Below are 22,035 nucleotides of genomic sequence, written 5' to 3' on the forward strand. Positions count from 1 at the left end.
GCGTCCGTTTTGATGCGAGAATTTGAGTTGGCCCGCCGCAAGTGAGAGCCGTCGTCCGACCGGCGTCCGAGCGCAGTCGAGGCAGGTGCGATCTGGCTAGGATGGACCCGCGACCCTTTGACGTGGCTAACGATCGATTTCTCCGAACACGATGTCGAGCGAGCCGATGATCGCGGCGACATCGGCGATCATATGGCCTCGGGACAGGAAATCCATCGCCTGCAGGTGGGCGAACGAAGGTGCGCGGATCTTGCATCGGTAGGGAACATTGCCTCCGTCCGAAACGAGGTAGACGCCGAACTCGCCCTTCGGCGCCTCGACGGCGGCGTAGACTTCACCGCTCGGCACGCGAATGCCTTCGGTGTAGAGTTTGAAATGGTGGATCGTCGCTTCCATCGAGCGCTTCATCGTGGCACGCGGCGGCGGCGTGATCTTGTGGTTCGGGATCGCGACCGGTCCCTGGCCTTCGGGTGAGCGCAACTTTTCCAGGCATTGCCGCATGATCCGGACCGACTGGCGCATTTCCTCCATGCGTACAAGATAGCGGTCGTAGCAGTCGCCATGCTTGCCGACCGGAATATCGAAATCCATCTCCGAATAGCATTCGTATGGCTGCGCCTTGCGCAGATCCCAGGATGCCCCCGATCCGCGCACCATCACGCCGGAAAAGCCCCAGGCCCAGGCATCATCGAGGCCGATCACGCCGACATCGACATTGCGCTGCTTGAAGATGCGGTTCTCGGTCAACAGCTCTTCGAGATTGTCGCAGACCTTGAGGAAGGGATCGCAGAACCTCCAGATGTCGTCGAGGAGTTCCGGCGGCAGATCCTGATGCACGCCGCCGACCCTGAAATAATTCGCGTGCATGCGGGCGCCGGACGCGCGCTCATAAAAGACCATCAGCTTCTCGCGCTCGGCGAAACCCCAGAGCGGCGGCGTCAGCGCGCCGATGTCCATGGCTTGCGTGGTGACGTTGAGGAGGTGCGATAGCAGCCGGCCTATTTCGCAGAAAAGCACGCGAATGAGCTGTCCGCGTTTCGGAACCGATATTTCGAGGAGCTTCTCGGCGGCGAGACAGAATGCATGCTCCTGGTTCATCGGCGCGACGTAGTCGAGCCGGTCGAAATAGGGCAAGGCCTGCAGGTAGTTCTTGTACTCGATGAGCTTTTCGGTGCCGCGATGCAGCAGGCCGATATGGGGATCGGCGCGTTCCACGATCTCGCCGTCGAGTTCGAGCACCAGCCGCAGGACGCCGTGAGCGGAGGGATGTTGTGGCCCGAAATTGATGGTGAAGTTGCGAACTGCAGCCTCGACCATGACAGTCCTCCGCGATCAGGCGGGCTTTGGTTCCGTGCCGGAGCCGGCTTGTCCGCTTTCAGCCGCTCACGTCGTCGTCTGGATGATCAGCGTCAGCGTGCCGTCGCCGTCGATATTGGCCGCCACGACCTGCGTGGAATTAAGCCCATTCGCCGCCAGTGCCGATGCCGCCTGCGGCGATGCGTCGATCGAACTTTGCAGGATGCGCAAATCCTCGGCGCTGGTCTGGGTGACGACGGCCTCCGCCTGTGCCTTGATGTCAGGAGGCAGATCCTCCATCGCCACGATTGTCACTGCGGTGAAATTCTGGGCGGAGAACGCATCCTCCGGTGTAGCCTGGTCGGGAGTGGTCCCTTGGGGCGTGGCTTGCTCTGGCAAGGTTTGCGGCGCCGTCGGCGGCACAGGGGCAAGCTCTGGTCCCACGGATTGCGCATAGACCGGCGAGGCAAGGGCCAGTGCCGAAAGTGTGGCAATTGTCGTCGATAGGCGCATGGCCGTTCCTTCCGTTTGCTCAGCGGACGATCAATTCGGTGACGACAAAACCATCGTGTCGAAATATGGTTCCGTGACTGAGGTGCTGTCTTGTACTGAGTGCTGTCTGGCCGAAAGCCGTGATTGTCGCGGAGAGCAGGGCGCGAAATCCGGCGTTGCCTGTCTCAGGCAGCGGCGTGGCTGCGATCGGGCTGCGGCCAGCGCTGCAAGGCTTCACGGCCCTGAGCGGTCAGTTCGTAGATCCCGCGATCGGTGCGCGCGAACCAGCGATACACGTTGTGCAGCAGAATCTTGGGTGCGTTCGGCAGGTTGGGCTTCAAGTCACGCGGCCGTTTTGGGCCGTCGGCGAGTGCTGCGGCGCATGCCAGTGCCTGCTGGCGATAAGCGGTCATGATCGGCGCACGTGAGCCGCCGCCGGCGACAGGATCGCCCTGCCGACGCCGATGTTCGTCGATTAGTTTCGAGCGGCGCCGGGGATCCCGACGCGGGGCCAATGCCGTCGGGCTGAGCAGCACCTGAACCTCGCCGTTCGGTCGCACGCCAAGCAGGCCAAAGCCGAGCCGACGGCAGAGATTGCGGTATCTCACATCGCTCTCGCGGCCCTTGCCACGGGCCGACATGCATGCCGCGAGCCAGACCTCGTCGCTCGTCGCCATACGGTCGACGCCCTGGAGGATGAGCTCGAGATTGAACTTCAGCTTCAGCTCGCAGATGACGACGATCGGTGGAGAGTCGGCACTCAGCGCCAGCAGGTCGCAGCCGCCGATCTCGCCCTTGACCATAAATCCCAGGCCTTCGAGGAAGGCCTTGACCGGGCTGTAGAGTGACGTTTCGAGCATGGGCCTTTGTTGGCTGCGAATCATCCCGCCGATCGGCGGGTCAGCGCGATGATCGCTCTTTGCCGTTGAACAGAGGTAAACGACGGGCAAACAAATGGTCAGAGCAGTGCCGCGGCCGCTTGCGAATTTGGTATGCTGGTATAATGTGTACCTGAGGTAGCATGCTCCGCGTAGCTGCGCTGGACATCCGGGCGCCCGAGACACGTCCAGGCATCGTCATTTGAGCGACGGCTCCCCGCGTTTTTACCCGCCAGCCGGCGGCAATGTGCATACAAGTCAATGAGATGACGATCGGTAGGGCCGTCGTTGGAATTCAGGAGTAACGACATATGACAACGATTGCGCTGTTTGGTGCAGGCGGCAAAATGGGTTACCGTCTGGCAACCAATTTTCGCGGATCTTCGTATACGATACGCCATGTCGAGGTCAGCGACGCCGGCCGCGAGCGGCTGAAGTCGGGCCTCGGCATCGATGCCGTCAGCGCCGATGAGGCGCTTGATGGCGCCGATGTGGTGATCCTGGCGGTGCCGGACACGCACATCGGCAAGGTCGCGGCGAGTATCGAGAGCAAGCTTGCGTCAGGCACGATGGTCGTCGTGCTCGACGCCGCGGCACCTTTCGCCGGGCATTTGCCGAAGCGGCCGGATCTGACGTATTTCGTCACCCACCCCTGCCATCCGCCGATCTTCAACGACGAGACCGACATGGCGGCCAAGAAGGACTATTTCGGCGGCGTCAAGGCCAAGCAGCATATGGTCAGCGCCTTGATGCAGGGACCGGAGGAGGATTTCGCCAAGGGTGAGGCGATCGCAAAGATCATCTGGGCGCCGGTCATGCGCTCCCATCGCGTCACTGTCGATCAGATGGCCCTGCTCGAGCCCGGCCTTTCGGAAACGGTATGCGCTTCGCTGCTCGTCGTCATGAAAGAGGCGGTCGATGAGGTGGTGGCGCGCGGGGTCGACAAGCAGGCGGCGCTCGACTTCCTGCTTGGTCATATGAACGTGCTTGGCGCCGTCATCTTCGGCGAGACCAAAGGCGTGTTCTCCGACGCCTGCAACAAGGCGATAGAGTTCGGCAAGCCGGTTCTGATGCGCGACGACTGGAAACGGGTGTTCGAGCCGGAGGAGATTGCCGCGAGCATTCAGCGCATCACTTGAGGGCAGCGACGCGTTTTCGGAACATGTCACCTGAAATTGTCATTGACTCATTATACCAGTTGCCTTAGCTGTTCGATGGATCGGACCGTCAAGCTTCGCAGCAGGCTCAGGGGCCAGATGAGTGGAGGGTAGTGGGAAGCGATCCGTCGAAGTGAAGCCGGCAAAGGCTTGTGAATCTGACGCGACCCGCCACCTACGGCCGGCTGGCGAAATCGAATGCATATAGCCTTGGGACAAGGCGCGGATTTTCAACGGGAGGAATACATGAAACTGACACGCAGAATGACGCTTGCGGCTTTCGCCGGCATGCTGGCGCTTGGCACCGCCGCACCCGCCTATGCGGCGGATTTGATCGCCATCATCACGCCCTCGCATGACAATCCGTTCTTCAAGGCGGAAGCTGTCGGCGCGGAGGCCAAGGCCAAGGAACTCGGCTACGAGGCGTTGGTGCTCGTCCATGACGACGACGCCAACAAGCAGTCCGAATTGATCGATACGGCGATCGGCCGCGGCGCCAAGGCGATCATCCTCGACAATGCCGGCGCCGACGCCACAGTCGCTGCGGTGCAGAAGGCCAAGGACGCAGGCGTTCCTTCCTTCCTGATCGATCGCGAGATCAATGCCACCGGCGTTGCCGTCGCGCAGATCGTCTCCAACAATTATCAGGGCGCCCAGCTCGGCGCGCAGGAATTCGTCAAGCTGATGGGCGAGAAGGGTAATTTCGTCGAGCTCGTCGGCAAAGAATCCGACACCAATGCCGGCATCCGCTCCAAGGGTTACCACGACGTCATCGACGACTATCCGGACCTGAAGATGGTGGCGCAGCAATCGGCCAACTGGAGCCAGACCGAGGCCTATTCAAAGATGGAATCGATCCTCCAGGCCAATCCCGATATTAAGGGCGTGATCTCCGGCAACGACACGATGGCGATGGGCGCCTATGCGGCACTTGCCGCTGCCGGTCGCAAGGACGTCATCGTCGTCGGCTTCGACGGGTCGAACGACGTGCGCGACTCGATAACTTCCGGCGGCATCAAGGCGACGGTCCTGCAGCCGGCCTTCGCGCAGGCACAGATGGCGGTCGAGCAGGCCAACGACTTCATCAAGAACAAGAAGTCTCCGGCCGAGGAAAAGCAATTGATGGATTGCGTCCTGGTCAATGGCGACAATGCCGCCAAGCTGGAGACATTCGCGCTCACCAACTGAGCCGGCGTAACATCAAGCGCAAGGGACGAGCTCCGGTTCGTCCCTTGCTTCCATTTCGCCCTTGCTTCCATTTCTGGGTGCTCCTGACCGCCATGCCGAACGAGCCGACATGTTCAACACGCTGACCCGGCCAATCCTTGTCGTGTCGTTCCTTGCAGCTATAGTCAGCCTGACCGCCTGCAAGATCCTGCCGACGCCGTCAGCGGAAAACGGCGGCACTGGCTCGGCCTTCAATCCCGACAAGATGGTCGAGGACATTTGGGCGACGAAAGCGATACCCTATCTGCAGCAGAAGGCCGGCCCGTTTGCCGAGGTTCATGCTTTGGCGAAGACCGATCCCGCCGCTGCCGGCGCCAAGTACGGCAATCCGAAAAAGCAGGCGAACTCGCCGTGGACCTTCGCCGTCCGGCTCGAGGGCAAGGTCGTTGCAGCCAATACACAGTCACGCGCGTCGACAATGGACGTCGATGCCGACGGCGACGGCAAGGCGGATGCGCGAGTGCAGATCGGACCCGCCACTCGCGGTACAGCGCTGCGCGACAGCCTTGACTTCATTCAATTCAACGATTTCACCAACCAGATCGACTTCGCCCAGTTCGGCAAGGCCTTCAACGCCTACGCCGACAAGACCGTGCTTTCCAAGCTGCCGCGCGAGGCACTCGAGGGCCGAAGCGTCAAGATCCTCGGCGCCTATACGCCAGGCAGCGGCCAGGACCTGCCGCTGGTGACGCCGGCGGAGGCAGAGATCGGGCCGAAGCCATGACCGGCGATCAAGACGTCATCCTGAAGCTGGAGGATGTCTCGAAAGTCTATTCGGGCACCGTCGCGGTCAAACGTGCGAATTTTGAGGTGCGCAAGGGTGCGGTCAACGTGCTGGTCGGCGAAAACGGGGCCGGCAAATCGACGCTGATGAAGATCATCGCCGGCGTCGAGCGGCCGACGCTCGGGCGCATTCTGCTGGACGGCGAGGAGGTCTCCTTCTCGTCATCCGGGGACGCGGTAAATCGCGGAATCGGCATGGTGTTCCAGGAGTTGAACCTGTTCGGCAACCTGACCGTCGCCGAAAACATTTTCGCCACCCGCGAGATCACCAACCGCTTCCGCAAGATCGACCGCAAAGAGCAGGAGCGCCGCGCGGCGGAGTTCCTGGAACGGCTGGAAGCCGGCATCCGGCCGGACATGCTGGTCGAGGATCTGCGCATCGGCCAGCAGCAGCTGGTCGAGATCGCCAAGGCGGTTTCGCTCGATGCGCGCATCCTGATCATGGACGAGCCGACCTCGGCGCTCAGCGCGGCGGAAGTCGAGATCCTGTTCAAGGTGATTGCCGACCTCAAGGCGGGCGGCGTGGCAATCGTCTACATCTCGCATCGGCTCGAGGAATTGATCCGCATCGGCGACACCATCACGGTGCTGCGCGACGGGCGCATCACCGGCCAGGCGAAGATGAAAGACGTCGACACCCAGTGGGTCGTGCGGCAGATGATCGGCTCGGACGCCAAGGACTTCGCCAAGGCCGACGGCCATGTGCCGGGCGACGAGATATTCCGCGCCGAGGACATTTGCCTACCGCGCGTCACCGGCGGGCTTGCGGTCGACCACGTCTCGCTGTCGCTGCGCGCTGGCGAGATCCTCGGCATCTACGGCCTGATGGGCGCCGGACGCAGCGAGCTGTTCGATTGCATCATGGGCCGCCACGGCCATTCGACCGGCGCGATATTCATTGCCGGCAAAAAGGTGCACGAGCGCGACACGACACGGCGCATCCGGCGCGGGCTGGCGCTGATCCCCGAAGACCGCCAACGCGAAGGGCTGGTGTCGATCCTCTCCGTCGCCAGCAATCTGACTCTGGCCAGCCTGTCGCGGTTCGTGCGCCTGTTCCACATTCGTGGTGCCGCCGAACGACAGGCGGTGACCCAGACGATACGCGAACTGGCCATCAAGGTCGCCGATCCGACGCAGGAAGTCTCGTCGCTGTCGGGCGGCAACCAGCAGAAGGTGGTGATCGGCAAGGCGCTGCTCACCGGACCGAAGGTGCTGCTGATGGACGAGCCGAGTCGCGGCATCGACGTCGGCGCCAAGGCCGACGTTTTCCGCACCATGCGCAAGCTGTCGCGCGACGGTCTGGGGATCCTGTTTGCCACCTCCGATCTCGACGAAGTGATGGCGTTGTCCGACCGTATCGCGGTGATGAGCAATGGAAAATTGACCGGTATCTTCGATCGCGCGGAGGCGACTGAGGCCGCGCTCGTCGCTGCCTCGGCCCTCGGCCACGGCCCGGTCCCGCACGGAGAGCAAGGCGCATGACTGACATTCCAGCCAAGGCGGTGGTCAACTCCATTTCGAGCGGCTCGGTCCTGCTGACGCTGATGAAGGCGAGGACGTTCATCGCGCTGATCGCCGTGCTGTTATTCTTCTCGATAGCTGCCCCTAATTTCCTATCGGCCGCCAATCTTATCCTGATGTCGAAGCACGTGGCGTTGAACGCATTCCTCGCAATGGGCATGACCTTCGTCATCATCACCGGCGGCATCGACCTGTCGGTCGGCTCGATCGTCGGCCTGTGCGGCATGGTGGCCGGCTATCTCGTGCTGAACGGCGTCGACCTGCAGGTCGGCTACACCATCTATTTCAACGTCTTCGAGATCGCGCTGATCACGCTTGCCGTCGGCATATTGATCGGCGCCGTCAACGGCTTGCTGATCACCAGGCTTAACGTTGCGCCATTCATAGCCACGCTCGGCGTGCTCTATGTCGCACGCGGCCTGGCACTGCTGTCGTCCGACGGGCGCACCTTCCCCAATCTCGTCGGCAAGCCGGAGCTCGGCACCACGGGGTTCGGCTTCCTCGGCGCCGGCCGGCTGCTTGGCTTGCCGGTTTCGATATGGATATTGGTCGTCGTCGCACTGGGGGCGGCCTATCTCGCCAGATACACTCCGCTCGGCCGCCATATCTTCGCCGTTGGCGGCAATGAGCGGGCGGCGCGGATTTCGGGCGTCCGCGTCAACATGGTGAAGATGTTCGTCTACATGTTTTCCGGGTTCTGCGCGGCGATCGTCGGGCTGATCATCTCGTCCGAACTGATGGCCTCGCATCCGGCGACCGGAGAGAGCTTCGAACTCAACGCCATTGCCGCGGCAGTGCTCGGTGGCACCTCGATGTCGGGCGGACGCGGCGCCATCGGCGGCACCATTGTCGGCGCCTTCGTAATCGGCATCCTTTCGGACGGGCTGGTGATGATGGGGGTGAGCTCGTTCTGGCAAATGGTAATCAAGGGCCTCGTCATCATCGTAGCCGTTGTCGTCGACCAAGCCCAGCGCCGGCTGCAGAGCCGTGTCACGCTGATGCAGATGGCAAAGGCCGGCTGACATGGCGGAGCTGCGTGGCGCGCTGATCGGCTGCGGCTTCTTTGCCGTCAACCAGATGCATGCCTGGCGCGACATAGAGAGCGCTTCGATTGCCGCCATCTGCGACCGCGATCCGGACCGGTTAAGGGTGGTCGGCGACCAGTTCGGCATCGCGCGGCGCTATACCGACGCTGCTGCGCTGTTTGCCGGCGAAAGGTTGGATTTCGTCGACATCGCTACCACCGTACCAAGCCACAGAACGCTGGTGGAGATGGCGGCGCAGTATGGCGTTCCGGTAATCTGCCAAAAGCCGTTCGCGCCGTCGCTTGCCGACGCCAAGGCCATGGTGAAAGCCTGCGCCGACGCCGGCGTGCCGTTGATGGTGCATGAAAATTTTCGCTGGCAGTCGCCGATCCGGGCGGTGCGTGCGGTGCTCGACAGTGGCGAAATCGGCACCCCCTTCTTCGGACGGATCTCGTTCCGATCGGCTTATGACGTGTTTTCCGGCCAGCCCTATCTGGCGACCGGAAGGCGCTTCATTATCGAGGATCTCGGCATCCATATCCTCGACGTCGCCCGCTTTCTGCTGGGCGACGTCTCGACGGTCACCGCGCGAACGGCGCGCGTCAATCCCGGCATAACCGGCGAGGACGTTGCGACGATGCTGATGGACCACACGGGCGGCGCCACTTCCGTGGTCGACTGTAGCTACGCCAGCAAGCTCGCGACAGAGCCGTTCCCCGAGACGCTGATCGAGATCGATGGCAAGGACGGCACGATCCGGCTGGCGCAGGGCTACCGCCTCACCGTCACCGGCAGGAGCGGGACGGTCGGTAGCGACGTCTCGCCGCCGCTGCTGGCCTGGGCATCGCGGCCGTGGCACAACATCCAGGAAAGCGTCGTCGCCATTCAAAAACATTGGGTCGATTGCCTGACCAACGGAACCGAGCCCGCGACCTCGGGCGCGGACAACCTCAAGACATTAGCGCTGGTCGAGGCAGCGTACGCAGGCGCCGCAAGCCGGGAGCCGGTGCAACTCGACGCCTTGCTGAAATGACAGCCGACGCCTTCCTCCTCTACGGCACACGTGCCGTTGAAGCCGAACCGGTCAGGCTGCAAGCCGGCGCGCTGACGGCGGACTTCGTCAACGGCAATCTGCGCACCATTCGGCATGGCGGCACCGAAGTTCTGCGCCCTATCGCCTACATCGTCAGGGATCGCGACTGGGGCACCTACGAGCCGAGACTGGCCGATCTTGCCATCAAACAAAATGCCGAGGCTTTTTCCGTCAGCTATACGGCAAGTTGCCAAGCACCGGACGGCAGCCGGCTCGGCTTTCGTGCGACCATCAAGGGCTCCGCCGATGGCCAGCTGGTCTTCGACGTGAGCGCTCTTCCCGACAGCGATTTCGAAACCAATCGCTGTGGCTTCTGCATCCTGCATCCGATTGCCGGCTTGGCCGGCAGCCCGGTCACGGTCGAGCATACCGATGGCAGCGTGGTCGCGACCAGGCTTCCAGAGCTGATCGATCCCTGGCAGCCTTTCAAGGATCTGCGGGCGATCACCCATGAGGTCCGGCCGGGTGTCACCGCTGAATGCCTGATGGAAGGCGACATTTTCGAGATGGAGGACCAGCGCAACTGGTCGGATGCCTCCTACAAGACCTATGTCCGGCCGCTCGCGCTGCCATGGCCATACATGCTGCCTGCCGGCGAGACCTTCAGCCAGACCATCAGCTTGCGGATGGAGGGTGGCGGGAAAGTGGCGGCTGTCGCGGCAAGCGCCGAACCGATTCGTATCACGCTCGGCCAAGCCGGACCGGTGCTGCCGGATATCGGCATGATCATCTACCCGGATGAGGTCGAGGCGGCGCTGGGCAAGCTGTCGGTGCTGTCCGAGCTTGGCCCGCAGCAATTGATGTTCCACTATGACCTGACGCGCGGCCACGAGCTCGATGCCTTGCGATCCTACGCCCGGCTCGCCGCCGCCTATCCGGTCCGGACAACGCTCGAATGCGTCATTGCCGGCGACGGCGATCTCGACGCCGAGCTTTCAGGCGTCGCCGACAGGGTGCGGCAGGCCGGGCTCAAGCTTTCGGCCATTGCCGTCTCGCCCTCGGTCGACCGGCAGTCGACGCCACCGGGCAGCGCGTGGCCGCACTGCCCGCCGCTCGAGGACGTCTATGCCGCGACGCGGCGCGCCTTTCCCGACAGCCGCCTCGGCGGCGGCATGTTCAGCTATTTCACCGAACTCAATCGCAAGCGTGTGCCGACCGATCCGCTCGATTTCGTCACGCATTGCACCTGCCCGATCGTGCACGCCGCCGACGATCTCAGCGTCATGCAATCGTTGGAGGCGCTGCCTTCCATCACAGGCTCGGCGAGGGCGATCTTCGGGCCAAAACCCTATCGGATCGGGCCGTCGACCATTGCCATGCGCCAGAACCCCTATGGCGGTGCGACCAAGGCCAATCCCGACAGTCAGCGCATTGCCATGGCCGACCGCGACCCTCGCCATACCGGGCTGTTCGGAGCCGCATGGACGATCGGCTATGCCGCACGTGTTGCGCCGGCTGGACTCGAAATGCTGACGCTCTGCAGCTTCACCGGACCATTCGGCGTGCTGGCCTCGTCGGGCGAACCTGTCGAAGAAGGTACACCCCGGCCGATTTTCCACGCGGTGAAAGGACTTTGCGATCTGGCCGGCCATGCGCATGTGGCGGCGACAACGACCGATGAGAGGCGGGTGCTGGCACTTGCCGGCCGCTCCGAGACAGGCAAGATCATCATCTGGCTGGCGAACCTTACCCCGGTCGACGTTCCGGTCGATGTTTCCGGGCTCGGCTCCGATCAGGGTCCTCTCATGATTTGGAATGGACGACTGTCACGCCAGATTCCGCGCGATACGTCGGGCCGAGACCATCTTGTGATGACACCCTACGCAATCGTCAGGATCGGCTGAAGTCATTTGCCGAGGCTCATGGGTAGCCTTCCGTAGTGGTTGCGTGTAGCCGCAGCACTCCGCTGCCGAGTTGTCACCGGATTTGCTTTCGAAACTCGCCCGGTGCCATTCCAGTTGTCTTGGAAAAAAGACGGCTGAACGAGGCGACGTCCTGATAACCCACCCGATAGCAAATTTCTGAAACGCTCAGTTTCGTTTCCTCAAGCATGGACCTTGCTAACTCCAGCCGCCTTTCCTGGATCCATTTTCCCGGCGTTGTCTGGAGTTCGTCGAAAAACCTGCGAGACAGGGTTCGCGAAGACATGCCCAATTCGGTTGCCAGAAATTTCAGATCGATTTCCGACATCTTGTCTTTCGAGAGCTCACGCAACTTGTCCTCGAATGGGCTGGCTCCGTTCGAAATTCCATCGAGGGAAAATTCGTAGGGACTCTGGAATGTGCGCGGCGGCGGGAGAACCAGAAGTTTTCGAATGATCCGCTCTTCCTTCGAGAAGCCCAGATCGATCAGCAAAGCCCTGGCGAGTTCGAGTCCGGAAAACCCGCCTCCGCATGTGTAGAGGCGGTCCTGGCGAATGAGGAGGCGGGAAGCGTCCCATCGCACTTGCGGAAACCGGCGGCTTGCCTCGGCTCTCAGCCACCAGGATATCGTCGCGCGTTTACCGTCCAATAATCCCGAATTGGCGAGCAGATAACATGCGCCGCAATGTGCTGCGATGATTGCGTCCTGCTGCTGCGCGAGCGCGATCAGCGGTTTTGAATGTTCGCTCTCCTCGTCGAGCGAGCGCAGGAGCTCCGGAATCTCTACACCCGGCATGGCAATGAGGATCAGGACATCCATTTTTCGGGATGGTTGAGCCTTTGTCGGGAAGGAAATTCCGGTGCTTGACGTCGACGGCGCGCCCCTTGAAACAAACTCACAGGAGAGAACCTGCGAACGGCAGACGTCATTCACAAGCTGAAACATTTCCACGAGCGTCGAGACGACGGCCGAATAGAAATTCGACGGCAGCCAGATCACAACGTGGAGGCTCCTGACAGCCATTGCGGTACTCCAGTGTCGTTCTCGTGGATGGCAAGCCTAGCATAGTCTTTGCAAGAATTGCCAATTCCAGAACAAGCGCGCGGGCTCCAGGAGGGCCTATGCGGGCTTGCTGATGAAGGCAGGGCCGCGGAAATCCATGGCTGCGAAGATGCAAATGCTGAAATCGTTGAATGAAAACACGCGGCAAATACATCGGATTCAGAGGGCAACAGAAAACTGCGTCGGTCCGGGCTCAGGCTGATCTGTGGTCAGTCAGTAGGCCGAGAGCAAGGTGCCGGCCGCTACGCCGGTCCGGACCTTGCTCTTGATTTTCAGCTGCCGGAGTTCATCACGTAAAGCGCACGCGAGCGTTCGAGGTGCTTGATCATCGCCTTCTCGGCGCCATCCGCATCCTTGGCTTCGATGCGTCCGATGATCTCTTCGTGCTCGGTCAGCGTGAACTTTTCCTTGCCGGTCCAGATCAGCATTTCGGTGTGGTATTCCTTTAGCCAGCCAAGCATTGCCTCGCTGACGGCGACATAGATCGGGTTGCCGGATATTGCCGAGATCTGGGTGTGGAATTTCATGTCGGCGGATATGAAGGCTTCCGAGTCGCCACGATGGCTGCGCTGCTCTGCAACCGTTGCGCGCAACCGCTGCACGTCCTCGGCGGTTGCCCTCTCCGCGGCTTCCCTGACCATGCCGCGCTCGAAGAAGATACGCGCGTTCTTGAGGTGCTCCAGCGTGTCCTTCGACGACGACAGGATGATCTTGGCGGCGCCGTCAACCTGTTTGATGATCGACTTGGCGGTCAGCTGCAGCACTTTCGCCCGCTCGCCATGCGAGATCGCGACGAGGCCCATATTGCTCAATGCCTGCATTGCCTCGCGGATCGCCGGCCTGCCGACCTCGAAGCGCTCCATCAATTCGCGCTCCGATGGCATGTCGTCACCCGGCAGCAATTCGCCGCTGGTGATCAGGCGCTTCAGTCTCAAGAATACTTCGTCGGAAAGCTTGCGCCGGACGATCGGCTCCGAACGGTTCATCGTCGCGAATCACTCCTTTGACCGGCCCCTATCTAGCATTTCCGGCGCGAATTCCGGAACGCCTGCTGCCGGCTCGCCCGGCTCTGCCCAGCCGGAGAGGGCTTGCAAAGCTTATGTACTCATTATACCAGATTTCAAGGGCCAAGGAACCTTTTTCGAACCACCCCGGCAGGCCGCGCGAATATGATTGTTCTCACCTATCGCATCGAAACGCCCGGCAATATCGAGGCGCTGGCGGCCAAGATCGCAAGCGACCAGTCGACTGGAACCTTCGTCGCGCTGGCCGGCGAGACCGAAGAGCTCAAGGCCAGGGTCGCGGCGCGAGTCCTGGCGATACGGCATCTGCCCGATGCGGATCGGCCGTCTCTTCCCGAAACCGGTCCCGAAGCGCGCAATGGCCCGGTCAAGCGCGCCGACGTCGACATCGCGTTTCCGCTAGACGCCATCGGCACCGATCTGTCGGCGTTGATGACCATCGCCATCGGCGGCACATTTTCGATCAAGGGCCTGTCCGGTATCCGGATCGTCGACATGAGGCTACCCGAGGAGTACCGGGGCGCGCATCCGGGCCCGCAATTCGGCGTCACGGGCAGCCGCAGGCTGACCGGTGTCGCGGATCGTCCGATCATCGGGACCATCGTCAAGCCGGCGCTGGGGCTCCGCCCGCCCGAGACGGCCGCAATGGTGCAAGAGCTGATTGCCGCCGGCGTCGATTTCATCAAGGACGACGAGAAGCTGATGAGCCCGGCCTATTCACCGCTGTCGGAGCGGGTGAGGGCAATCATGCCGCTGATCCTCGACCACGAGCAGAAGACCGGCAAGAAGGTCATGTATGCCTTCGGCATCTCACATGCCGATCCCGACGAGATGATGCGAAACCACGACCTGGTGGCAAAGGCCGGCGGCAATTGCGCCGTGGTCAACATCAATTCGATCGGTTTCGGCGGCATGGCTTACCTTCGAAAACGCTCCAGCCTTGTGCTCCATGCCCACCGCAATGGCTGGGACATTCTCACCCGTCATCCCGGTCTCGGCATGGATTTCAAGGTCTGGCAGCAGTTCTGGCGCCTGCTTGGCGTCGACCAGTTCCAGATCAACGGCATCGCCTCGAAATACTGGGAACCCGACTGGTCCTTCGTCGAATCCTTCAAGGCGGTGACCACGCCGATCTTTTCGCCGGCCGATTGCGCATTGCCGGTCGCCGGTTCCGGCCAGTGGGGCGGGCAGGCGCCTGAAACCTTCCAGCGAACCGGCCGGACGGTCGATCTTCTCTATCTGTGCGGCGGTGGCATCGTCAGCCACCCGGACGGGCCGGGCGCCGGCGTGCGCGCCGTGCAGCAGGCCTGGCAGGCGGCGGTCCAGGATATTCCGTTGGCGGATTATGCCTTGAGCCATGTCGAGCTGGCGCGGTCGATCGAGAAGTTCGGCGGCGGCGAGGCGGCCTGACGCCATGCAAAACCTGCTTCTGAGTTACTATGGCGACGACCTGACCGGCTCGACCGACGTTATGGAAGCGCTCGAGCTCGGCGGCGTGCCGACCGTCCTGTTCATGCGCCAGCCGGACGCGGCGTTGCTTTCGCAATTTGCGCATTGCCGCGCCCTTGGACTGGCCGGCACCAGCCGCAGCGAGACGCCGCAGTGGATGGACACGCATCTGCGAGATGCCTTCGCCTGGCTGAAGACCGTCAACGCCGAGATCTGCCACTACAAGGTCTGCTCGACCTTCGATTCCAGCCCGGCGATCGGCAGCATCGGCCGGGCGATCGAGATCGGCCGCTCGGTTTTCCGGCAAGACGGCGTGCCGCTGGTGGTCGGCGCGCCGCAGCTGAAGCGCTACACCGCCTTCGGTCATCTGTTCGCGGCCTATCGCGAAAAATATTTCCGTATCGACCGCCATCCCGTGATGAGCCGCCATCCGATCACGCCGATGGACGAATCCGACCTGCTGATCCATCTGTCGCGCCAGACAGACCTTAGCTCGGGCCTGATCGACCTGGCGACGCTGCAGTCTGCGTCGCGGTCGGAAGCATTCGACCGGCTTGTGGAGGATGGCACAGGTATCGTGCTTGTCGATGTCGACAGCCTGGAAACCCAGGCGCTTGCCGGCAAGGAGATTTGGCGCGCTCACAAGCCGGGCGGTTATTTCGTCGTCGGCTCTTCGGGCATCGAATATGCCTTGCTGGTCGAATGGACATCGAACCGAATCGTGGATGCCAAACCCGCCTTTTCGCCGCCGGGCGCTGCCGACAGGATCGCCGTGGTCTCGGGGAGCTGCTCGCCGACGACGGAACGACAGATCCGGTATGCCCTGGCCGAAGGCTTCGACGGGATCGAGCTCGACCCGGTCGAACTGGTTTCTGAGGCTTCGAACGACGCTATTGCGCGCGCGGTCGCAACCGGCCGCTCCAGCCTACGGGCCGGGCGGAGCGTCATCCTCTACACCGCGCTCGGACCTGCGGCCGAGCGCGGTGCTGAAATCGATCTCAGGGAGGGCGCCCGCCATAAGCTCGGCCGCGGCCTTGGCGAGCTTCTCCGCGAACTGACGCTTCAAGAGAACCTGCCGCGCGTGGTCATCGCCGGCGGCGACACGTCGAGCCATGCACTTGGCCAGATGGGCGTCGACGCGCTGACGGTGCGAATGCCGCTGCCGGCATCGCCGGGCTCGCCGCTTTGTGTGGCGCATTCGCGCGTAAAGGCGATCGACGGGCTGGAAATTGCCCTCAAGGGCGGGCAGGTCGGAACCGACAGCTATTTCTCCGCTATTCGCGATGGGGTCGGCGGTTGAGAGCGGGGAATATCTGTTCAAATCGGTGATGCTCGATCGAGATCGGGGATAGTCATTAGCCGGCAAACCAGAAACCCCAGACGTTTAGGTCGGCGGCAATGCCACTCATCCCGCTATCTGGTACGGCCCATCGCCTTGCCTGGACGATATTGACGGGCATAGGCGACACAGGCGTCGACCGTGCTGACACAGAGCGCATCGCGGTTGTTCGGCAGGTTGTTGTCGCCGGCGTAGGCAACCTCCGCAACACGGCCGTCAACCATTCGAATTTGCGTGTTGCAATAGCCGCCGGGGGCGACGTTGACGGAACCTCCGAGCGCCGGGACCGGGCCAATGGCCACGGTCGGAACCACAATGTTGAGATTGCCGCGTTGAACGACGCGCTGATAGGTCCAGATCTGGCCGGATTTGCCGACATCGGCAGTGGCGGTCGGAAAGCCGGCGCACATTCGAACGTCCGCCTCGCTAAGGCCGACCATCTCCTTGCGGGCTGCCGCCGCCGTGGCGTCTTCCCTCGCGGTGCTCGAGGTGTCGTCGGGCATGACGCAGGAAGACAGGATGGCGGCGCCTGCCGATAGAAGGAGAAGGGCAAGCTTTCGGGTGTGGAATGATGTCATACCGACTTCGGATTGCACGGGAGCCCCGAATGCCAACCTAGGAAGTGGGCCAATCGAGTCAACCGGCAGAAAATTCACGAAGTCGTTTGGTAGGTCATTCCGCCGCGCGCATCCGCTGCAAGAGGTTGAGGCTGCCGCCGTGACCCTCGCGCCCTATCTTCCGCCTGGGCATCGGATTTCCCAAACCGACCCCTTCTTGTCAGACGTACTGGCGCACGGTGCTGTGACTTTGGTTCGGCCGACGGTGTGCTAGTTTCTGCCGATTGCTCCGGAGACGTCATGCCTATCAAGCTGCAAGAAATCGCCCTCGCTCTTCTGCTGTTGGTTGCCGGAACTGGGGTCGGTCACGCGGAGACGGCCCAGCGGCCGCCGCCCACCGGCGGGGTTCTCTCGCTCCTGCCACCGCCGCAGACTTCCGATCATTCGATCGTCATTGCCGGACGCACGCTCGATTACGAGGCCAGGGCCGGCACGCTGTCATTACCGTCCGGCAAAGGCGATATCACCGCCGAGATTTTCTATGTCGCCTATGCTCTGCACGCCGGGAAAGAAACGGGACCGGATCCGCGTCGCCCGATCACCTTCGTTTTCAATGGCGGTCCGGGAGCAGCTTCCGCCTATCTTCATTTGGGCGCGCTCGGTCCGCGGGTTCTGGCGACAGCGGCCGATGGAAGTTTCCTGCCGCCGCCGCAGAGGCTGTTCGACAACCCCAACACTTGGCTCGACATGACCGACCTGGTCTTTGTGGACCCTGTCGGAACCGGTTACAGCCGTGAAGCGCCCGGCACGGAAGCACACAGCTTCTGGGGCGTCAGCCAGGACGCCGCGTCGATAGGCGCGTTTATCCGGCTCTATCTGGCGCAGACCAGCCGTACGGCATCGCCTGTCTTCCTGGCTGGTGAAAGCTATGGCGGCTTTCGAGCAGCATTGCTCGCCAGGAAGCTTCAGGAAGACATCGGCATCAGCCCGAGTGGCGTCGTGCTGATCTCGCCGGCGCTCGAATTCACGCTGGTGCGTCCGGACGAGTTCCAGCCGCTCCACTGGGCGCTGGAACTGCCGTCGCTGGCGGCAGTGCGCCTGCACAGCGAAGGCGTTTCCGGTCCGGCCCTGCAGGAGCGGCTGGCGGAAGTCGAACGCTATGCGCTCGGCGATTATCTGGCCGCGCTGGCAGGTGGGCTGGAGCAGGGTGGACGCCTGGCGAGCCAGCGTGTCGCCGCAATCACCGGTCTGCCGCTCGATCTCGTCCAGCGGCACTTTGCACGCATTCCCATAGGGCTGTTCGCCAAGGAGTTTGCACGGGCAAAGGGCAATGTTCTCAGCGCCTATGACGGCAACATCGCAACGGCGGATTTGGCGCCGGAGAGCTTGGGAGTCGAGGGTCCCGATCCGGTGCTCGACCGAAGCGTGCCGGCGCTTACCTCCGCTTTCGTCGGCTATGTGCGTGATGAATTGAACTTCCGTACGGATATCAGCTATCGGCTGCTCAACCGCGAAGTCAGCGGCAATTGGGATTATGGAACGAGCCCGACGCGTCAGGGCTATGCGGGTGTCATGGACGACCTTCAGCAGGCGCGCACGCTGAACCCCAGCCTCGGCGTGCTGATCGTCAACGGCTATAGCGACCTGGTGACGCCGTACATGGGCTCGCGCTACCTGCTTGGTCAAATTCCTTCGCTTGCCGGCGCAAAGCCCATTCGCAGCGAGGTGCTGGAAGGCGGGCACATGATGTATCTGAGGCCGGACGGGCGGGCGGCGCTGAAGCAGGCTGCGTCCGAGCTTTACCGAACGACGCAATGAGACGATTTGCGCAAAAAAGCGTCGGATGCGCTGTTCGCCCTCTCATCAGGCCCTAGTTCCATCGCGATTGATCGGTTACACACCTAGGATGGCGTCTTTTAGCGACGTTCGACAGCGGATTAGCCGGCTCTCCAGAATCGCGCCACTGGCGCGGCGTGCTGCCGAGCGGGCTATGCGGAATACCAGGCCACACAGGCTGACAAGCCTCGTAGACCGCTGGAACGCGCTGTCGCTGGCCACGCAGTTCCTGCTCGCGGGTGGTCTATTCTCCCTGTCGGCCATGGTGGTGGTGGGGATTTCAGTCACGAACCATATAGAAACCGTGGTCACGCAGAATTCGGCTTCCGCTACGGCTCTTTACGTGGACAGCGTTATTGCGCCGCTGCTTCCGGATATGCGCAAGAGCGAAGTCCTCGACGAGAGCGTAGCCCATGCGCTCGATGAAACGCTGGGACAAGGGGCACTCGGCACAAGGCTCGAATCCTTCAAGCTCTGGCGTCGCGACGGAACCATCCTGTATTCGACCGACAAGACATTGATCGGCAAGCGCTTTGAACCCAGCGACAATCTCCGGGCGGCATTCGCCGGCCAAATGGTTTCGGAGTTCGACAGGCTCGACGATCCAGACAGTGAGGCCGAAAGAGCCAGCGGCTTGCATCTCCTCGAGATTTACAATCCGGTGCTGCAGCCATGGTCGGGGGAAGTGGTGGCCGTTTCGGAATTCTACGAGGTCGCCACTGATTTTGAAAAAAACCTGCATCAGGCACTCATTCGAACCTGGCTGGACGTTGCCGCCGTCACAGCGGCCTTCTTTCTTGGGCTGTCGGCAATCGTGTTCCGTGGCAGCCGCACGATCAGCTCACAGAGCCGCTCGTTGAAGCAGCGCATTGCCGAGCTTTCCGATCTGCTCGCTCAAAACAGACTTTTGAGGCTGCGGGTGCAGCGCGCTTCGCAGCGTGCCACCGCACTCAACGAACGCTATCTCAGGCGCATCGGCGCGGACTTGCACGATGGCCCCGCGCAACTGGTTGCTCTCGCGGCGCTGGGGATCGATAGCCCGGTCATTGCCGATCCTGCTACGCCGCAATCGAAGCGTGCGCAGGAATTGCGGGCCATCAAAGCACATCTGGACGATGCCATGCGCGAGATCAGGAGCATCAGCAAGGGCCTTGTCCTGCCGCATATAGAGCATGCCGAACTGGGTGAAATTCTCCAGATTGCCGTACAGGCGCACGAAGAACGAACCGGCGTCAAAGTAAGATTATCCATGACCGGCGGCCATACACCGCTGTCGCCGGCGGCCAGGATCTGTATCTTCCGCTTCGTCCAGGAGACGCTGAACAATGGATTCCGTCATGCCGGAGGTGAAGGTCAGTCGGTCGAGAAACATTTCGACGGCGAACGCGTTTGTATCGAAGTGTCCGACGCCGGCCCCGGCTTTGATCCACAAATCGTGCGTCCCGAGGGGCTGGGGCTCGTTGGGCTGCGCGAGCGGGTGGAAAGCCTCGGGGGCCAGTTTACCGTGACGTCCTCACAAAGTGGCACGATCGTGAAAATGGCTCTCAACATCGTTGAAATGGGGCAGACATGACAGCAGCCATCAGGCTCGCCATCGTTGACGACCACCCGCTGTTCAGGGAAGGCGTTGTGCGCACGCTCGATCAGATCGGCGGGTTCGAGATCGTCGGCGAAGGAAGCAGCAGGGATGATGCCTTGCGGATAGTCGAAGACCGGCGGCCCGACATTCTGCTGATGGACATCTCGGTGCCCGGAGGCGGCCTCAGCGTGATCGGACCGGCCCTGGAGAGCCATCCGGCACTGAAAATCGTGATGCTGACCGTTTCGGAAGAAAACCAGCACGTGATGACCGCATTGCAGAGCGGGGCAAGGGGCTATGTTCTGAAGGGGGTCGGATCGAGGACGTTGGCTACGATCCTGCGCACGGTAGCGTCGGGCGAACGATATGTCTGTCCACAATTGTCGGCACGCCTGTTGGCCGATCTGTCGGCTCAATCAAATGAGCCGGCGAAAGCCGACGGACTTGCCGAACTCACCAGCCGCGAAAGGGAGATCCTGACGCTGGTTGCCGCGGGCCTGAGCAACAAACGGATTGGGCTTCGGCTGAACCTGCATGAGAAAACGATAAAGCACCACATGACGCGAATCCTGGCCAAGCTCAACGTCAGCAACAGGACCGAAGCCGCAATGACTTTACGCGATGCGACTGAGCGCCGGCATTCGCCTGTTCGCGATCATGCTTGAGCCGAAACAGCCTCACGGGGCGGCTGTGTGATCTGGCCGTCAGTTGATCATTTCAAGCAACCTGTCCCGATCGGAACGCGTCGCCAGGCGCCGAATGATGGTACGGCCCTTGGCATCGCGCATTTCATATTGGCCGCTATCAACGCGCTCGCTGAGGCCGTTCGAATGCACCACGCCAATGCTCGGCCCACTCACCTCGATCCGGTCTCCCGTGGTTGCATTGATAAAGAGTTTTGGCCTGCTGCCCGGGGTTACCGCGGCGGCGGGATCAGGGAGATTGTCGTCCTGCGACTTTGCTTTGCCCTTGCCGGCTCCGGCATTCGAGTTTGAATTGCCGGAGTTTCCACCCGGATTGCCGGAATTGCCGCCCCCATTCCCATTTCCGTTCCCGCCATTGCCGTTGCCGTTCCCGCCGTCTTTGGCCCAGGCAGCCAGCGGGCCGAGCGGCTGCGATAGTCCGTCGAACACGACGCGATAGGGGCTCACGACGAGAACGAAGGTCAAAACGACTACAGAAATGCCGACATGACGTCCTCGCGAAGATCCGGTCCTTCGTCTCCGGGTCGTCATCAATGAACTTGCCAGTCGCATGGCGGAAATCCCCTTAATCATACGGACCTTTCGTGCTGCCTCCTGTTCGAATTCGTGCGATGCTTAAAACAATGGTTTGTATCGGCAAGGTCAAGACCCACCAGTCCCACGAGGGTAACTGGTGGGCCTCGCTGGCGCAGGAAGGGACTATTTACTGCGCAAGTCTTTTGCCTTCGCTTCGTTGCGTCTCTCGGCGGGGGCGCCGAGTTCTCACCGTCAGCCAACAATAAATCCAATGGCTGCGATCCCGAAACACAGGCCAAATAATGGAAAAAGCAGCCAACGCGCCTGGTGAACGCTCGAATCCATAGCGGCCTCCTGTAACAGTCGGCATCGCAACGGGGCTCTTCTGAACTCGGTTCCTGAAACTCTCGCGTTTCGGGCTTTTGCGATAGCAGCCTCGGACCAAAGTTCGGCTGTGCAGGCCCTTGGTCGACAGGCCTACAGACTGAAGTCCCTATGCAAGGAGCCGCCTGCATTCGGCGACCTTTGTGTCAACTAGGCGGCGCGATCCACCGGTCCCTTCGAATGCTTTACCTTCCTGGCTCTATGGCGAAGCGACATTGGTCCACTGCATGTCATTGAAACGTCACCAGTAGA

19 protein-coding genes are annotated in these 22,035 nt (G+C 61.8%); 12 read left to right on the top strand and 7 right to left on the bottom strand.

Annotation, left to right across the window (positions count from 1 at the left end):
- Nucleotides 1-126: 126 nt before the first annotated feature.
- From NKI63_RS05650 to NKI63_RS05660, 3 genes are all read right to left on the bottom strand, one after another.
- Entirely contained in the window at nucleotides 127-1,317 is a 1,191-nt protein-coding gene (locus tag NKI63_RS05650) for an NADH-quinone oxidoreductase subunit D (protein WP_352506284.1), read from the bottom strand.
- 66 nt (nucleotides 1,318-1,383) lie between these two features.
- Entirely contained in the window at nucleotides 1,384-1,809 is a 426-nt protein-coding gene (locus tag NKI63_RS05655) for a hypothetical protein (protein WP_352506283.1), read from the bottom strand.
- 164 nt (nucleotides 1,810-1,973) lie between these two features.
- Nucleotides 1,974-2,648: a DUF2161 domain-containing phosphodiesterase gene (locus NKI63_RS05660; RefSeq protein WP_352820686.1), complete on the bottom strand. Its 675-nt coding sequence runs from the start codon at nucleotides 2,646-2,648 to the stop codon at nucleotides 1,974-1,976.
- 329 nt (nucleotides 2,649-2,977) lie between these two features.
- Here NKI63_RS05660 and NKI63_RS05665 point away from each other — a divergent pair, with 329 nt between their 5' ends.
- The 7 genes from NKI63_RS05665 to apnL all read left to right on the top strand — a co-directional run bounded on the left by NKI63_RS05665 (nucleotide 2,978) and on the right by apnL (nucleotide 11,316).
- Nucleotides 2,978-3,805, top strand: a complete 828-nt coding sequence (locus tag NKI63_RS05665; RefSeq protein ID WP_352506281.1) for a phosphogluconate dehydrogenase C-terminal domain-containing protein — start codon at nucleotides 2,978-2,980, stop codon at nucleotides 3,803-3,805.
- A 264-nt stretch (nucleotides 3,806-4,069) separates the two neighbouring features.
- Nucleotides 4,070-5,011, top strand: a complete 942-nt coding sequence (locus NKI63_RS05670; protein WP_023675475.1) for a D-ribose ABC transporter substrate-binding protein — start codon at nucleotides 4,070-4,072, stop codon at nucleotides 5,009-5,011.
- A gap of 109 nt (nucleotides 5,012-5,120) precedes the next feature.
- Entirely contained in the window at nucleotides 5,121-5,774 is a 654-nt protein-coding gene (locus tag NKI63_RS05675; RefSeq protein WP_352506280.1) for a DUF2291 family protein, read from the top strand.
- Nucleotides 5,771-7,315, top strand: a complete 1,545-nt coding sequence (locus NKI63_RS05680; RefSeq protein ID WP_352506279.1) for a sugar ABC transporter ATP-binding protein — start codon at nucleotides 5,771-5,773, stop codon at nucleotides 7,313-7,315. Before NKI63_RS05675 ends, NKI63_RS05680 begins: the two co-directional genes overlap by 4 nt.
- Nucleotides 7,312-8,376 carry an ABC transporter permease gene (locus NKI63_RS05685; RefSeq protein ID WP_352506278.1) on the top strand — a complete coding sequence of 355 codons (1,065 nt, stop codon included), beginning with the start codon at nucleotides 7,312-7,314 and terminating at the stop codon, nucleotides 8,374-8,376. Before NKI63_RS05680 ends, NKI63_RS05685 begins: the two co-directional genes overlap by 4 nt.
- Before the next feature lies 1 nt (nucleotide 8,377).
- A complete protein-coding gene (locus tag NKI63_RS05690; protein WP_352820689.1) occupies nucleotides 8,378-9,412 on the top strand; it encodes a Gfo/Idh/MocA family protein in 1,035 nt (344 codons plus the stop codon).
- Nucleotides 9,409-11,316 carry a D-apionate lactonase gene (apnL, locus tag NKI63_RS05695; protein WP_352820691.1) on the top strand — a complete coding sequence of 636 codons (1,908 nt, stop codon included), beginning with the start codon at nucleotides 9,409-9,411 and terminating at the stop codon, nucleotides 11,314-11,316. The genes NKI63_RS05690 and apnL overlap by 4 nt, the downstream gene beginning before the upstream one ends.
- Nucleotides 11,317-11,389: 73 nt before the next feature.
- On the opposite strand, the gene NKI63_RS05700 is transcribed toward apnL, so the two are convergent.
- Together NKI63_RS05700 and NKI63_RS05705 are read right to left on the bottom strand one after the other, a co-directional pair.
- On the bottom strand, nucleotides 11,390-12,358 hold the full coding sequence (locus NKI63_RS05700; RefSeq protein ID WP_352820693.1) for a GlxA family transcriptional regulator: 969 nt from the start codon (nucleotides 12,356-12,358) through the stop codon (nucleotides 11,390-11,392).
- Between the two features lie 311 nt (nucleotides 12,359-12,669).
- On the bottom strand, nucleotides 12,670-13,383 hold the full coding sequence (locus tag NKI63_RS05705; RefSeq protein WP_254817024.1) for a transcriptional regulator NanR: 714 nt from the start codon (nucleotides 13,381-13,383) through the stop codon (nucleotides 12,670-12,672).
- Between the two features lie 183 nt (nucleotides 13,384-13,566).
- On the opposite strand from NKI63_RS05705, the gene oiaX reads away from it, so the two are divergent.
- Nucleotides 13,567-14,829: a 3-oxo-isoapionate-4-phosphate decarboxylase OiaX gene (oiaX, locus tag NKI63_RS05710; RefSeq protein ID WP_352506274.1), complete on the top strand. Its 1,263-nt coding sequence runs from the start codon at nucleotides 13,567-13,569 to the stop codon at nucleotides 14,827-14,829.
- A 4-nt stretch (nucleotides 14,830-14,833) separates the two neighbouring features.
- The gene (locus NKI63_RS05715; protein WP_352820695.1) at nucleotides 14,834-16,168 is read left to right on the top strand and encodes a four-carbon acid sugar kinase family protein; all 1,335 of its coding nucleotides are present in this window, start codon (nucleotides 14,834-14,836) and stop codon (nucleotides 16,166-16,168) included.
- Between the two features lie 113 nt (nucleotides 16,169-16,281).
- Here the strand turns inward: NKI63_RS05715 and NKI63_RS05720 are convergent, their stop codons facing one another.
- Entirely contained in the window at nucleotides 16,282-16,785 is a 504-nt protein-coding gene (locus NKI63_RS05720) for a hypothetical protein (RefSeq protein ID WP_352506272.1), read from the bottom strand.
- A 279-nt stretch (nucleotides 16,786-17,064) separates the two neighbouring features.
- On the opposite strand from NKI63_RS05720, the gene NKI63_RS05725 reads away from it, so the two are divergent.
- The 3 genes from NKI63_RS05725 to NKI63_RS05735 all read left to right on the top strand — a co-directional run bounded on the left by NKI63_RS05725 (nucleotide 17,065) and on the right by NKI63_RS05735 (nucleotide 20,844).
- Nucleotides 17,065-18,582: a S10 family peptidase gene (locus NKI63_RS05725; protein ID WP_352702883.1), complete on the top strand. Its 1,518-nt coding sequence runs from the start codon at nucleotides 17,065-17,067 to the stop codon at nucleotides 18,580-18,582.
- A gap of 172 nt (nucleotides 18,583-18,754) precedes the next feature.
- Nucleotides 18,755-20,173 (top strand): sensor histidine kinase, encoded by a 1,419-nt coding sequence (locus NKI63_RS05730; protein WP_352776987.1) that lies wholly within the window; start codon nucleotides 18,755-18,757, stop codon nucleotides 20,171-20,173.
- Complete coding sequence (locus NKI63_RS05735) at nucleotides 20,170-20,844, top strand: LuxR C-terminal-related transcriptional regulator (protein WP_352478353.1); 675 nt, start codon at nucleotides 20,170-20,172, stop codon at nucleotides 20,842-20,844. Before NKI63_RS05730 ends, NKI63_RS05735 begins: the two co-directional genes overlap by 4 nt.
- A 39-nt stretch (nucleotides 20,845-20,883) precedes the next feature.
- On the opposite strand, the gene NKI63_RS05740 is transcribed toward NKI63_RS05735, so the two are convergent.
- Nucleotides 20,884-21,348, bottom strand: a complete 465-nt coding sequence (locus tag NKI63_RS05740; RefSeq protein ID WP_352702887.1) for a hypothetical protein — start codon at nucleotides 21,346-21,348, stop codon at nucleotides 20,884-20,886.
- Between the last annotated feature and the right edge of the window lie 687 nt (nucleotides 21,349-22,035).

Origin of the sequence: Mesorhizobium sp. M0410 (assembly GCF_040321435.1) — a bacterium.
Taxonomy (GTDB): Bacteria; Pseudomonadota; Alphaproteobacteria; order Rhizobiales; family Rhizobiaceae; genus Mesorhizobium.

Excerpts from the sequence above, each read along its gene's own strand:
- NKI63_RS05705 (WP_254817024.1), bottom strand. The coding sequence starts at position 13,383 with ATGAACCGTTCGGAGCCGATCGTCCGGCGCAAGCTTTCCGACGAAGTA.
- NKI63_RS05670 (WP_023675475.1), top strand. The coding sequence starts at position 4,070 with ATGAAACTGACACGCAGAATGACGCTTGCGGCTTTCGCCGGCATGCTG.
- NKI63_RS05680 (WP_352506279.1), top strand. The coding sequence starts at position 5,771 with ATGACCGGCGATCAAGACGTCATCCTGAAGCTGGAGGATGTCTCGAAA.
- NKI63_RS05715 (WP_352820695.1), top strand. The coding sequence starts at position 14,834 with ATGCAAAACCTGCTTCTGAGTTACTATGGCGACGACCTGACCGGCTCG.
- NKI63_RS05655 (WP_352506283.1), bottom strand. The coding sequence starts at position 1,809 with ATGCGCCTATCGACGACAATTGCCACACTTTCGGCACTGGCCCTTGCC.
- NKI63_RS05700 (WP_352820693.1), bottom strand. The coding sequence starts at position 12,358 with ATGGCTGTCAGGAGCCTCCACGTTGTGATCTGGCTGCCGTCGAATTTC.
- NKI63_RS05675 (WP_352506280.1), top strand. The coding sequence starts at position 5,121 with ATGTTCAACACGCTGACCCGGCCAATCCTTGTCGTGTCGTTCCTTGCA.
- NKI63_RS05725 (WP_352702883.1), top strand. The coding sequence starts at position 17,065 with ATGCCTATCAAGCTGCAAGAAATCGCCCTCGCTCTTCTGCTGTTGGTT.
- apnL (WP_352820691.1), top strand. The coding sequence starts at position 9,409 with ATGACAGCCGACGCCTTCCTCCTCTACGGCACACGTGCCGTTGAAGCC.
- NKI63_RS05660 (WP_352820686.1), bottom strand. The coding sequence starts at position 2,648 with ATGCTCGAAACGTCACTCTACAGCCCGGTCAAGGCCTTCCTCGAAGGC.
- NKI63_RS05650 (WP_352506284.1), bottom strand. The coding sequence starts at position 1,317 with ATGGTCGAGGCTGCAGTTCGCAACTTCACCATCAATTTCGGGCCACAA.
- oiaX (WP_352506274.1), top strand. The coding sequence starts at position 13,567 with ATGATTGTTCTCACCTATCGCATCGAAACGCCCGGCAATATCGAGGCG.
- NKI63_RS05685 (WP_352506278.1), top strand. The coding sequence starts at position 7,312 with ATGACTGACATTCCAGCCAAGGCGGTGGTCAACTCCATTTCGAGCGGC.
- NKI63_RS05690 (WP_352820689.1), top strand. The coding sequence starts at position 8,378 with ATGGCGGAGCTGCGTGGCGCGCTGATCGGCTGCGGCTTCTTTGCCGTC.
- NKI63_RS05720 (WP_352506272.1), bottom strand. The coding sequence starts at position 16,785 with ATGACATCATTCCACACCCGAAAGCTTGCCCTTCTCCTTCTATCGGCA.
- NKI63_RS05735 (WP_352478353.1), top strand. The coding sequence starts at position 20,170 with ATGACAGCAGCCATCAGGCTCGCCATCGTTGACGACCACCCGCTGTTC.
- NKI63_RS05730 (WP_352776987.1), top strand. The coding sequence starts at position 18,755 with ATGCGGAATACCAGGCCACACAGGCTGACAAGCCTCGTAGACCGCTGG.
- NKI63_RS05665 (WP_352506281.1), top strand. The coding sequence starts at position 2,978 with ATGACAACGATTGCGCTGTTTGGTGCAGGCGGCAAAATGGGTTACCGT.